Origin of the sequence: Streptomyces sp. RLB3-17 (assembly GCF_007113425.2) — a bacterium.
GTDB lineage: Bacteria > Actinomycetota > Actinomycetes > Streptomycetales > Streptomycetaceae > Streptomyces > Streptomyces mirabilis_D.
The window spans coordinates 8,236,529-8,248,812 of sequence record NZ_CP041610.2; the positions used below are offsets into that span (position 1 = coordinate 8,236,529).

The window sequence follows — 12,284 nt, forward strand, 5'->3', positions numbered from 1 at the left end:
CGCGGTGGGGGCGTGGGGGGCTCCACCCGTGGGTGGAGGGATGGGGTGGGTGCGGATCCACCCGCGATCCACCCCGGCTCCGATCTGCTGAGCTGCCGATTTCCGTAGCGTCGAAGGCGTCGACAGTGCTCGCTGTCGGAACCCGCTCTTCCTCGCCCACGGAGGTCGTGATGTCCGGGCTCGTCAATGCCTTGGTGATCCTTGCCGTTGTTGTGCTGGTCATCGCGCGCCAGTTCCGTACGCGCAGGATCAGCACGGACAGGCGCTGGTGGGTCGTGCCCGGCGTCCTGGTCGTGATCGCTCTGCGGGAGCCGGGCCTGATCGACATCCACCATCGGACCGAGGCGATTCTGCTGCTCGGGGCAGAGCTGTTCATAGGGCTGGCCATCGGAGCCGCGTGGGGGTGGACGACACGGATATGGGCGGAGCCGGACGGCTCGGTGTGGAGCAAGAGCACCAAGGCCGGCGCGGCCGTCTGGGGCGTGGGCATAGCCCTGCGGCTGGGACTGTTCGGCATCGGCGCCCTGCTGGGCGTCCATCAGGACAGCTCCGCCCTGCTGCTCGCCCTCGCGGCCACTCTGCTGGTCCGCTCCGGGATCCTGGCCTGGCGTTCTCAGTCTCTGCACCCGGCCGTCACGCAGGCGACGGCGTACGGTGACGACGTGCCCCAGGGCTCGTGGAAGGAGCGCGTGTGACGGAGAACGCCTTGAAGCGCTGGCCCTCCCGCGAGGCGCTGTCCCGAGCGGGAGTGGTCAAGTCCAGGCGCGCGCTCGCCTGGGCCGCGCGCCTCTTCGCCCTCGGCCTGCTCCTGTGGACGACCTTCACGAGCGGCCATCTGGGCGCCTGGAAGATCGTGGCGGGCGCTCTGGGGGTCCTCGTCTGCGGGCTGGCGGCGTGGGCCTTCTGGCGGACCACGCTCGAACACCGTCTGCTGCCGTCCTTGGCGCTGCTCGCCCTGCTGCTCGCGATCGCGACGGTGGGAGCGAGCACGGGATTCCGGGTGCCGGCCATCGTCCTGTGGTGCGGGTGCGCCATCAGCGCCATAGAGAGGTTGCCTCTGGCGGCGGCGCTGCCTGCCACCTCCGTGGCACTGAGCGCGTTCGCGGCGGTCAACAACGACGTCTGGCTGACCACGGCCGCCACCGCCGGGGGGCTCGCCCTGGCCGGATACGTGCTGCGCCTCGACGCGGAGGCCCGCGGCAGTGCCCAGCGGTTGCTCGCTCAGGAGCGGGCGGCTCGTGTGGCCGAGGCGGAGTCCGCGGCACTGGCGGAGCGGGCCAGGATCGCGCGGGAGATCCATGACGTCCTGGCGCACAGTCTCTCGGCACAGATGGTGCATCTGGAGGCGGCCCGGCTGCTGATCGAGCGGGGCGGCGACCGGGAGCAGATCCTCGAGCGGGTCGTGGCGGCACGTGGGATGGCCCGTGAGGGGCTCGCCGAGACCCGGCAGGCGCTCTCCGCCCTTCGGGGGGAGATGTCCCCGGTGGAGGACTTCCTGAGCGAGCTGGTCGCCACGGCGGACGGCGCCGACATCACCGTCTCGGGTGAACGGCAGCCGCTGCCCGCCGAGGCCTCGCAGGCGGTGCGCAGGGTGGCGCAGGAAGCCCTGACGAACGTCCGCAAGCATGCGCCGGGCGCCAAGGTCCACCTGCGGCTCGAGTACGGCGAGCACGAAGTGACCCTGGGCGTACGGGACTCGGGAGGACCGCCGGGCGAACTCAGCGGTGCGGGGGCCGGGTACGGTCTGCTGGGCATGCGGGAGCGTGCTGAGCTGCTGGGCGGCTCGTTGGAGGCCGGGCCGGACGAGGAGGGGTTCGTGGTGACGCTGAGGGTGCCCGTATGACGGAGGAGGGGACCAGGAAGCCGGCTCGGGTCGTGGTGGCTGACGACCAGACCGTGGTGCGCGAAGGCATTGTGATGCTGCTGGGCCTGCTGCCGGGGATCGAGGTCGTGGGTGCGGCGGGGGACGGGCACGAGGCCGTGGCGCTGGTGGCCGAGCTCGCCCCTGACGTCGTGCTGATGGACCTGCGCATGCCGCGCTGCGACGGCGTCGAGGCGACCCGGCGTATTCGCGCCGAGCATCCGGGGACACAGGTCGTCGTGCTCACCACGTACGCGGACGACGAGTCGCTGTTCCCCGCGCTCAGAGCGGGAGCCCGGGGCTATCTCACGAAGGACGCGGGCGGCGACGAGATCGTGCGCGCGGTGGAAAGCGTGCTGTCCGGGGACGCGGGACTCTCGCCGAGCATCCAACGGCGACTGCTGGAGCGGCTGTCGGAGCCGGCGCCCTCGGCCGTTGCGCCCGTGGAGCCGCCCGATGGGCTCACCACGCGGGAGACCGAGGTGCTGCTGCTGATCGCCGAGGGACTCACCAATCAGGAGATCGCCCGCAGACTGCATGTCTCCCCCGCCACCGTGAAGACCCACATCAACAACCTCTTCGCCAAGACGGGCCTCAAGGACCGTGCTCAGGCGGTGCGTTACGCCTTTGGGAAAGGTCTCGTACGGCCACCGACGCGATGAGTCACCTGATGGGGTGAAGAGCGCGGAGAGAAGAGTCCGGGATCTTCCCGATCTGTCCATCCTTGGGCACGCGGCAGAAAAAGGGTCGCGGACAAGGAGAGTTCGGTGGAGAAGCACGACGGGCGCGATACCGGGGAGGTCCGGTTCGATGACCCCTGGTACGACGCGCTCGCTTCCGGCTGGGGTGAGTTGGACAGCACGGGCGCACCCGCCGTGCCGTTCGCGCGCCCGGAGCACGAAGGTCGCACGGGCGGGACGGCCGACGTCTATCTGGAGGTGCAGCGCAGCGCGGCCTTCCAGGAAGTGCGCAGCCGGTACCGGAGGTTCGTGGTGCCGGGCGTCGCCGTGTTCTTCACCTGGTACGTGGGCTATGTGGTGACCGCGACGACGGCGCCCGGGTTCATGGCCCAGCCCGTCGCCGGCGCGGTGAACGTGGCGATGGTGGCGGGGCTCGGGCAGTTCCTCAGCACGTTTCTGTTCACGTGGGCGTACGCGCGGCATGCGCGGCTGCGCAGGGACCGGGCCGCACTGGATCTGCGCTGGGACACCCAGGAGCTGACCCGGAGCGTCCGAGGTGGTGAGCGGTGACGGGCAACCATCAGACACTGGCGTTGCTGCTGTTCAGCGCGTTCGTGGCGGTGACGCTGGGGATCACGACGTGGGTGAGTCGAAACAGGCACGGGTCGGCTGAGGAGTTCTATGCCGGCGGGCGGTTGTTCTCGCCGATGGAGAATGGTTTTGCCATTTCGGGCGACTACATGTCGGCGGCGTCGTTCCTGGGGGTCACGGGGCTCATCTCGCTCTACGGCTACGACGGGCTGCTGTATGTCGTCGGGTTTCTCGTCGCTTGGCTGGTCGTCCTGTTCCTTGTCGCCGAACTGGTGCGCAACTGCGGGCGGTTCACGCTCGCCGACGTTGTCGCGGCCCGGATGAACGAACGGCCGGTGCGGATCGCGGCGGGAACCTCTTCGGTGACCGTGTCCGTTCTGTATCTGGTGGCGCAGATGGTGGGGGCGGGCAGCCTGGTCGCGCTACTGCTGGGAGGTTCGAGCGAGGCGGCGCGGAACTGGACGGTGATCGGCGTCGGCGCGCTCATGGTGATCTATGTGTCGCTGGGAGGGATGCGGGCCACCACATGGATTCAGATCGTCAAGGCGGTCCTGTTGCTGAGCGGTTCCATCGCCTTGACCGTGCTCGTCCTGCTGCGGTTCCACGGGGACGTGAATGAGTTGCTGCGTGCGGCGGCGGAGCGCAGCGGCCATGGTGACGCGTTTCTCGCACCCGGGTTGAAGTACGGCGGGGACTGGACGGCGCGCTTCGACTTCATCAGTCTCGGCCTCGCGCTGGTGCTTGGCACGGCCGGGCTGCCGCACATCCTGTCGCGGTTCTACACCGTGCCCACGGCACGGGCAGCACGGCGCTCGGTGGTCTGGTCGATCGGGCTCCTGGGGGGCTTCTATCTCATGACGATCGTGCTGGGCTTCGGCGCGGCGGCGATCGTCGGCCCGGAGACGGTGCGGGGAGCGAACGCGGCGGGCAACACGGCGGTTCCGCTGCTGGCGCTGGATCTGGGCGGCGGCGCGAACTCCGCGGGAGGAACGGTTCTCTTTGCTGTCGTCGCGGCCATTGCCTTCGCAACGATCCTCGCGGTCGTCGCCGGGATCACCCTGGCGTCCTCGGCGTCCGTGGCCCACGACCTCTACGCCTCGATGCGCCGCCGGCACGCGAAGCCCCGCAGCGAGGTCGCCGTGGCGCGTACGGCGGCGGTGGGTATCGGGGTGGTCGCGATCGCGCTCGGGCTGCTGGCCCGTGATCTGAACGTGGCTTTCCTGGTGGGCCTCGCCTTCGCGGTCGCCGCGTCCGCGAACCTGCCGGTGCTGTTGTACTCGCTGTTCTGGCGGAGTTTCACGACCCGCGGTGCCGTGTGGGCCGTATACGGCGGCCTGGTGCCCGCGCTGCTGCTCGTCCTGCTGTCGCCTGTGGTGACAGGGAGTCCCGATTCGCTGTTCCCGAGCGTGGACTTCCAGTACTTCCCGTTGCAGAACCCCGGCCTGGTGTCGATTCCGCTCGGCTTCCTGGCGGGCTGGCTGGGCACGGTCACGTCCGCGGAGCCGCCGGACGAGGCCAAGCACGCCGAGACCGAGGTGCGGTCGCTGACGGGTGCCGGCGCGGTCTGAGGCGGCCCCAGCTGAGTGTCCGGGGGCGCCTCCAGCAGTGGGGGCGCCCCCAGTGACGTACGGCTCAACGACATACGTCGAGCGCCGGGTCGATGTCATGGGCTCGGCGTACGGCGTGGGGCTAGGGCGCCACCCAGGCGTACCGGTGTTCCGGGCGGCCCGTGTCGCCGTACTTGAGCGAGAGGCGCAGCCGTCCCGCCTGTTCGAGGTGGCGCAGATAGCGCTGCGCGGTGGAGCGGCTGAGCCCGGTCTCGGCCGCGACCTCGTGGGCCGACAGCGGCTGGTTCGCGCGGTGGAGGACACCGCAGATCAGGTCCGTGGTGGGTTCCGAGTGGCCGCTGGGCAGTCCCGGCGACGACGGGACGGGCGTGGTGCGCAGGGCGCTGAAGATCCGGTCGACCTGCTCCTGACCCGCCACGCCGCGCCCGCCGACCCGGTCGACGGTGCGCCGCAGGGCCGCGTACGAGTCGAGGCGGGTGCGCAGCGCGGCGAAGGTGAACGGCTTGACCAGATAGTGCAGGGCGCCCAGACGCATCGCGGCCTGCACGGTCGTCACGTCGCTGGCCGCGGTGATCATGATGACGTCGGTGCCGTGGCCGCGTTCGCGCATGCGGTGCACCAGTTCGAGGCCCGTCTGGTCGGGCAGATAGTGGTCGAGCAGGACCAGGTCGACGGGCGCGCGCTCCACGGCGGCCAGGGCCTGGGCAGCGCTGTGCGCGCGGGCGGCCACCCGGAATCCGGGAACCTTCCCCACGTACTTCGCGTTGATCTCAGCGACGCGGAAGTCGTCGTCCACGACCAGGACGTCAATCATCGGGCCTCTTTCTCTCAAGGCCTGGCGAGCGTTAAGCCCGTGTTTCGGCTCCGCTGTTGTAGCGCGAGCAAAACGAGCACAACAGACTCTTGCAAGCATAAGAAGGCCTTGCGCCCAGAAGACTGATGCTGTGGCCCGCGCCACATCTACGGTCCCGGGCCATGAGCGCAGACACCAGCCCCGCCATTGAGCTGCGGGGCGCGAGCAAGATCTTCAAGACCCCGTCAGGGGGTCTGCACACGGCGGTCAGGGAACTGGATCTGACCATCGGCCGTGGCGAGTTCGTGGCCGTCGTCGGTCCCACCGGCTGCGGGAAGTCCACGACCTTGACCCTGGTGAGCGGTCTGGAGGAGCCCACCGAGGGCGAGGTCCTGGTGGCCGGTGAGCCGGTCGCGGGCGTCGGCGACAAGGTCGGCTTCGTCTTCCAGCAGGACGCCACCTTCCCCTGGCGGACGGTCCTGTCCAATGTCATGGCGGGCCCGCGTTTTCGCGGTGTTCCGAAGACGGAGGCCAAGCAGCGGGCCCGCGAATGGCTCGCCAGGGTCGGGTTGTCGGCCTTCGAGGACCGTTATCCCCACCAGCTCTCCGGCGGTCAGCGCAAGCGCGTCGCCCTCGCCGCGACCTTCGTCAACGACCCCGAGATCCTGCTGATGGACGAGCCGTTCTCGGCGCTCGACGTGCAGACCAGGGCCCTGATGTCGGACGAGCTGCTGGAACTGTGGGAGGGCACGGGCGCCTCGGTCGTCTTCGTCACCCACGACCTGGAGGAGTCCATCGCGCTCGCCGACAAGGTCGTCGTGATGACCGCGGGCCCCGCCACCGTGAAGCAGGTCTTCGACATCGATCTGCCGAGGCCGCGCAAGGTCGAATCGGTGCGCCTGGAGCCGCGGTTCATCGAGATCTACCGTGAGATCTGGGAGTCCCTCGGTGAAGAGGTCCGCATCACCCGAGAGAGGGGCGCCGCGAATGTCGCCTGACGTCATGCCCGAGACCGTCGTCGCGGCGACCGCCACCGAGCCCGCCAAGCCGGGACGCGCCCACTCCCGTGCTCGTGCCGCCCGCAGACGCAGGGTGATCGTCGCCGCCGCCCGTGCGGTGCTCCTGGTCGCCGTGCTCGGCCTGTGGGAGGTGTTCGCACGCGCCAAGATCATCGACCCGTTCAACTTCTCCATGCCGTCGAAGATCTGGGATCAGGTCTATACCTGGGTGACCCACGGGACGGCGCTCGGCTCACTGGGCGAGCAGGTCTGGTACACGCTCCAAGAGGCACTGCTCGGCTGGGTCATCGGAGTCGTGGCCGGTGTGGTCTTCGGTATCGCGCTGGGCCGCATCGCCTTCCTCGCCGATGTCCTTGGTCCATACATCAAGGTGCTCAACTCCATACCCAGGATCGTCCTCGCGCCGATCTTCGTGATCTGGTTCGGGCTAGGGCCGGCCTCCAAGGTCGCCTCGGCCGTGGTCCTGGTCTTCTTCCCGGTCTTCTTCAACGCGTTCCAGGGTGCCCGCGAGGTCGACCGCAACCTCGTCGCCAACGCCCGGATCCTGGGGGCGAGCGACCGCCGGGTGACGCTTCAGGTCGTCATCCCCTCCGCCACCTCGTGGATCTTCACCAGCCTCCACGTCAGCTTCGGCTTCGCCCTCATCGGTGCGATCGTCGGCGAGTACATCGGCGCCACCAAGGGCATCGGCCTGCTCGTCGCCCAGTCCCAGGGCACTTTCAACGCGGCCGGTGTGTACGCCGCGATGGTCATCCTCGCCGTCGTCGCCCTGCTGGCCGAAGGGCTGCTCACCTTCGCCGAGCGCCGCATCTTCTGCTGGAAGCCGTCGGACTCCGAGAGCTGATCGGCGGCCAACACCCGCCCAGGGTGCCGGATTTCCACTTTTCAAGGCTCTCCAAGGTGCCCGACTTCCTCTCAACGCTCTCCAGGGTGCTCCCTTTCCGCTCAACGCTTCCCAGGGCACCCCTTTTCCCGCACTGCCCTCTCACAAGGACGTGACCCATCATGCGCAAGACCGCCAGATACTCCGCGCTGGCAGCCGCCGGTCTGCTCGCCCTCTCCTCGCTCACCGCCTGCGCCAACGACGCGGCCTCCACCACCGCCGACTCCGGCAGCAACGGGGGCGGCGGCAAGGGGGAGCACGTCAAGATCATGGTCGGCGGCCTGGACAAGGTCATCTACATGCCGGCGATGCTCACGCAGCGGCTCGGCTACTTCAACGACGAGGGTTTGGATGTCGAACTCCTGAGTGAGCCGGCCGGTGTGCAGGCGGAGACCGCACTCGTGTCCGGACAGGTCCAGGGAGCCGTCGGCTTCTACGACCACACTCTCGACCTGCAGACCAAGGGCAAGGCCGTGGAGTCCGTCGTGCAGTTCTCGCACGCGCCCGGTGAGGTGGAGATCGTCTCCAACAAGCGAGCGGACGACATCACCTCGCCCAAGGACTTCAAGGGCAAGAAGCTCGGCGTCACCGGGCTCGGTTCCTCCACCGACTTCCTCACCAAGTACCTCGCGGTCAAGAACGGTGTGAAGGTCAGCGAGTTCGCGCCGGTCGCCGTCGGCGCGGGTCCGACCTTCGTCTCGGCGCTCCAGAAGGGGGCCATCGACGGCGGCATGACGACGGACCCGACCGTCGCCACGGTCCTGCAGAAGGGCCTCGGCAAGGTGCTCATCGACATGCGGACGCCGAGTGGTTCGCAGCAGGCGCTCGGCGGACCGTATCCCTCGTCCAGCCTCTACATGCAGACGGACTGGGTGAACGGCCACAAGGAGACGGTCCAGAAGCTGGCCAACGCCTTCGTGAAGACCCTCAAGTGGATGTCCACGCACAGCGCCTCCGAGATCGCCGCCAAGATGCCCGCCGACTACTCCCAGGGCAACAAGACGCTCTACGCGACCGCCATCCAGAGCACGCTGCCGATGTTCACCAAGGACGGCGTGATGCCCGTGGACGGCCCCGCGACTGTCGAGAAGGTGCTCAAGGCGTTCAACCCCAACATCAAGAACGCCAAGGTGGACCTGAGCAAGACGTACACCACGGAGTTCGTGAAGAAGGCCGCCACCGGCTGAGGAAGAACGCCACCGAGGTCACCAAGGTCACCAAGGTCACCGAGGCCACCACCGGCGGAGAAATGACGGCCGCCACTGGTCCAGGTCAGAGCGGGGCGCGGCCTCTTCCCCCCGCCCCGTGGCCCTGCCTTCGGGATTTTCCCCTCTTCGGCCGTGCCCTCAGGCGCGGGTCGCCCAGACGTAGCGATGCTCCGGGCGGCCCGCGTCGCCGTATTTGAGGGTCAGCCTGGCCCGTCCCGTGCGCTCCAGGAGCTTCAGATAGCGCTGGGCGGTCTGTCGGCTCAGTCCGGTCTCCTCGGCGATCTCCTGGGCGGACAGCGGCCCCTCGGCGGTCAGCAGGGCCCGCCGGACGAGCTCCGCGGTCGTGGGGGAGTGCCCTTTGGGCAGGTCCGGCTCCACACTCGCCGACAGGGCGCCGAAAATCCGGTCCACCTGGGCCTGTTCGGCCTCGCCGCCGCCGTCGAGCGTGCGGCGCAGACCCGCGTACGCCTCCAGCTTGGCGCGCAGGCCCGCGAAGGCGAACGGTTTGACCAGGTACTGCAGGGCGCCCTGCCGCATCGCCGCCTGGACGGTCGAGATGTCACGGGCCGCGGTCACCATGATGACGTCGGTCTGGTGGCCGCGCCGGCGCATCTCCTGGACGACCGCGAGGCCCGTCTCGTCGGGCAGATAGTGGTCCATCAGGACCAGGTCCAGGTGGGGCAGCGTCTCTATCCCGTGCAGCGCCTCGGCGGCGCTGTGCGCCTCGCCGGCGACACGGAATCCGGGCACCTTGTCGACGTACGCGGCGTTGACCCGCGCGACCCGCGTGTCGTCGTCCACGACCAGAACCTCGATCATCGCGACTCCTCCTCGGCGGTCGTGGCGGCGGTGGCGCCGGTGGTGTTCTGGGACAACGTGTCCGGCTGTCGTACGAGTTCCGGTGCGGGCCCGCGGCTGGCTTCGCCCTCCAGGCCCGGCATGAGACCTTTCGCCGGCTCCAGGCCTTCCGCCGGAACCAGGCTGTCCGCCGGCCCGAGACCGGCCTCCGTGAGCGCTTCCGGCAGTACGACCGTGAACTCCGCGCCCCCTCCGTCGGCCTCCGCCGCCTCCGCGCTGCCTCCTTGCCGCTCGGCGAGCCGACGCACCAGGGAGAGCCCGAGTCCGCGTTTGCCGTGCGCGGGTGGCTTCTTCGTGGACCACCCGTCCGTGAAGATCAGCTCCCGCCGCTCCGTCGGAATGCCGGGCCCGGTGTCCCGTACGCGCAACACGGCCGTGCGTCCCTCGGCGTGCAATTCGACCTCCACGCGCGCGTGCGGGGTGCCCGCGACGGCGTCGAGTGCGTTGTCGACCAGGTTGCCCACAACGGTGACCAGCCCCCGCGGATCGACCAGCCGGTCGGGCAGCAGGGTCCCGTCCGCGACCCAGAGAGCCACCCCGCGCTCGGCCGCCACCGTGGCCTTGCCGACCAGCAGGGCGGCCAGGAGCGGATCGTGGATCTTCTCGGTGACCTGTTCCGCGGTGACCCTGTGGTCGCCGACCACCTCGCCGACGAACTCCACGGCGTCGTCGTACATCTCCAGCTCCAGCAGCCCCAGGACCGTGTGCATCCGGTTGGCGTGCTCGTGGTCCTGCGCGCGCAGGGCGTCGATCAGACCGTGGGTCGAGTCGAGTTCACGGCCCAGCTGCTCCAGTTCCGTGCGGTCGCGCAGGGTGGCCACGGCGCCGCCGTCGTCGGTCGGCATGCGGTTGGCGACCAGGACGCGCTGACCGCGCACCGTCAGCAGATCCGTGCCGGTGACCCTTCCGGCCAGCACATCGGTCGTGCGGCCCGGCCCGAGCACGTCGTCGAGCGGCTGCCCGATGGCCTCCGCGTCGAGCCCGAGCAGGCGCAGCGCCTCGTCGTTGAGGAGCCGTACGCGGCCGACACGGTCCAGGGCGATGACGCCCTCCCGAATGCCGTGCAGCATCGCCTCGCGCTCCGCGAGCAACGCCGAGATGTCGGAGAAGGCCAGGTCACGGGTCTGCCGCTGAACCCGTCGGGAGAGCAGGTACGCGGCGAACGCGCCGACGGCCAGGGCCCCGCCCGCGTACGCGAGGAGTCCCGGGATCGAGTGGATCAGCCGGGCGCGCACACTGTCGTACTCGATGCCCACCGAGACCGCTCCGATGATGTGCCCGTCGGCGTCGCGCAGCGGCACCTTGCCGCGGGCCGAGCGCCCCAGCGTGCCGCTGTCGATCTCCATGACGTCCTCGCCGGCCAGGGCCTTCGTGGGGGAGGTCGAGACGACCCTGCCGATCTGCGAGGTGTCCTTGTGCGACCAGCGCACCCAGTGCGTGTTCATCACCACGACGTACTCGGCCCCGCTGGCCTTGCGGATCCGTTCCGCGGCGACCTGTACGGGGCCCTTCACGGACGGCAGGGTCGTCTGCAGGTCCCTGGCGATCTGCGGCTGGGCCGCCGTGGTCTGCGCGATCGCGAGCGCCCGGCGCATGGCCTCGTTGTCGAGCTGGGCGCTGAGCGGGGCGAGGAACAGCCCCGTCGCGAGTACGGCGACCCCGGCGGCTATCGCCACCTGCATCAGCAGCACCTGAGAGAACGCCCGCCGCGGCAGACCGAGGCGCAGTCGTCGTGCGGGGGGAGTGGGGCTCATACCCATGACGGTACGGGGGAGCGCGCGCCGGTCCGAAGGGAGTGTGGCGTGGATCTCTCGAGTGGGGTGTGGGGAAGCTGTGGTCGGCGGGTAGGGGGGCCGGCCTGCTCAGGACTCCTGGTCAGCAGGCTACGGGGATCGTGGCCCGGGGCATCTCCCGTACGGCCACCACGTCCATCCGGGCCGGGGAACCCAGGGCCGAGCCGCAGCTCTCCGGGCGGGGCGGCAGTGAGGCGCCCTGCGCGACGATGACGCGCCACAGGCGCCCGTCCGTGTGGGCGACGGTCACCTCCCAGCGCGGCGCCGCGCCGTCCGTGCGGACGACGCCGAGGGCTTCCGCGGCGTGCTCTCCGCAGGCCCTGCGCACGGCCAGCTCCGCCGCCTGCCCGGGCCGCTCCCACGCCGAGTTGCCACGGCAGCCCTCCGTGACGACGCGGCCCTCCCGGACGCCTTGGAGGATCTCCTTGACCGCGTGGGCCTCGGCCCGCCCATAGGCGTATCCGTACGGCAGGACGAGCAGGGTGGGCGAGAAGCGGTGGCCCCCGAGATGGGTGACCTCCCACGCGCCCGCCACGCCCGAGGCGGCGAGTTCCGCCGCGAGGGGGCGGCCCAGGAGAGCGCAGCAGCGGTCGCGCTTGCCGTTGGTGCAGACGAGCGCGAGCGGGTCGCCCGTGTGGCGCCGACCCTGGAGAGCCGCGTCGAAGGTGCGCGGGTCTCCCGTGCCGAGCGCGGTGAAGTCCAGGTCGAGCAACTGCTCAGGAGCGCACGTGGTGGCGCTGTGCAGCCACACGTTGCCCGGGGTGGTGTGAGCCGCGTACACCTGGCGCTCGGCGTGCGCACCGCAGTCGGCGTGTCGTCCGGGGCGGCGGATGAGTGCGATCCGCACCCCGGTGTCCTGGGCCGCGTCTTCGAGCGCGCGGCCGAGCGCCGGGTCCAGGTGGCTCGACGTGAGCGCCTTGGCACCCCAAGGGCCCGGCTGTTCGAGGAGCAGCCATGTCCTCGCGGTCGCCGCGGTCCCCGCGAGGGGCTCGTCGAGGTCGCGGGACACGGTCGTGCACGTACTCACAGA

12 protein-coding genes are annotated in these 12,284 nt (G+C 70.0%); 8 read left to right on the forward strand and 4 right to left on the reverse strand.

Features of this window, described 5'->3' with window-relative positions; translation table 11 throughout:
• Nucleotides 1-170: 170 nt before the first annotated feature.
• The 5 genes from FNV62_RS37100 to FNV62_RS37120 all read left to right on the forward strand — a co-directional run bounded on the left by FNV62_RS37100 (nt 171) and on the right by FNV62_RS37120 (nt 4,700).
• Complete coding sequence (locus FNV62_RS37100; RefSeq protein WP_097286525.1) at nt 171-695, forward strand: DUF1453 domain-containing protein; 525 nt, start codon at nt 171-173, stop codon at nt 693-695.
• The gene (locus FNV62_RS37105; protein ID WP_143609385.1) at nt 692-1,843 is read left to right on the forward strand and encodes a sensor histidine kinase; all 1,152 of its coding nucleotides are present in this window, start codon (nt 692-694) and stop codon (nt 1,841-1,843) included. Before FNV62_RS37100 ends, FNV62_RS37105 begins: the two co-directional genes overlap by 4 nt.
• Complete coding sequence (locus FNV62_RS37110; RefSeq protein WP_097286527.1) at nt 1,840-2,523, forward strand: response regulator transcription factor; 684 nt, start codon at nt 1,840-1,842, stop codon at nt 2,521-2,523. Before FNV62_RS37105 ends, FNV62_RS37110 begins: the two co-directional genes overlap by 4 nt.
• A 105-nt stretch (nt 2,524-2,628) precedes the next feature.
• Nucleotides 2,629-3,111 (forward strand): DUF485 domain-containing protein, encoded by a 483-nt coding sequence (locus FNV62_RS37115; protein WP_143628397.1) that lies wholly within the window; start codon nt 2,629-2,631, stop codon nt 3,109-3,111.
• On the forward strand, nt 3,108-4,700 hold the full coding sequence (locus FNV62_RS37120) for a cation acetate symporter (RefSeq protein ID WP_054229900.1): 1,593 nt from the start codon (nt 3,108-3,110) through the stop codon (nt 4,698-4,700). Before FNV62_RS37115 ends, FNV62_RS37120 begins: the two co-directional genes overlap by 4 nt.
• Before the next feature lie 121 nt (nt 4,701-4,821).
• Here the strand turns inward: FNV62_RS37120 and FNV62_RS37125 are convergent, their stop codons facing one another.
• A complete protein-coding gene (locus tag FNV62_RS37125) occupies nt 4,822-5,514 on the reverse strand; it encodes a response regulator (protein WP_054229901.1) in 693 nt (230 codons plus the stop codon).
• 161 nt (nt 5,515-5,675) lie between these two features.
• On the opposite strand from FNV62_RS37125, the gene FNV62_RS37130 reads away from it, so the two are divergent.
• The 3 genes from FNV62_RS37130 to FNV62_RS37140 all read left to right on the forward strand — a co-directional run bounded on the left by FNV62_RS37130 (nt 5,676) and on the right by FNV62_RS37140 (nt 8,582).
• Nucleotides 5,676-6,491 carry an ABC transporter ATP-binding protein gene (locus tag FNV62_RS37130; protein ID WP_054229902.1) on the forward strand — a complete coding sequence of 272 codons (816 nt, stop codon included), beginning with the start codon at nt 5,676-5,678 and terminating at the stop codon, nt 6,489-6,491.
• Nucleotides 6,481-7,356: an ABC transporter permease gene (locus FNV62_RS37135; protein WP_143628399.1), complete on the forward strand. Its 876-nt coding sequence runs from the start codon at nt 6,481-6,483 to the stop codon at nt 7,354-7,356. Before FNV62_RS37130 ends, FNV62_RS37135 begins: the two co-directional genes overlap by 11 nt.
• 161 nt (nt 7,357-7,517) lie before the next feature.
• The gene (locus FNV62_RS37140; RefSeq protein ID WP_054229904.1) at nt 7,518-8,582 is read left to right on the forward strand and encodes an ABC transporter substrate-binding protein; all 1,065 of its coding nucleotides are present in this window, start codon (nt 7,518-7,520) and stop codon (nt 8,580-8,582) included.
• 159 nt (nt 8,583-8,741) lie between these two features.
• Here FNV62_RS37140 and FNV62_RS37145 read toward each other — a convergent pair whose 3' ends face one another.
• The 3 genes from FNV62_RS37145 to FNV62_RS37155 all read right to left on the reverse strand — a co-directional run bounded on the left by FNV62_RS37145 (nt 8,742) and on the right by FNV62_RS37155 (nt 12,281).
• Nucleotides 8,742-9,422, reverse strand: a complete 681-nt coding sequence (locus FNV62_RS37145) for a response regulator (RefSeq protein WP_097286530.1) — start codon at nt 9,420-9,422, stop codon at nt 8,742-8,744.
• A complete protein-coding gene (locus FNV62_RS37150; protein WP_143628401.1) occupies nt 9,419-11,215 on the reverse strand; it encodes a sensor histidine kinase in 1,797 nt (598 codons plus the stop codon). Before FNV62_RS37150 ends, FNV62_RS37145 begins: the two co-directional genes overlap by 4 nt.
• A 121-nt stretch (nt 11,216-11,336) precedes the next feature.
• Nucleotides 11,337-12,281, reverse strand: coding sequence for a sucrase ferredoxin (locus FNV62_RS37155; protein ID WP_143628403.1), 945 nt, complete (start codon nt 12,279-12,281; stop codon nt 11,337-11,339).
• Nucleotides 12,282-12,284 lie beyond the last annotated feature (3 nt).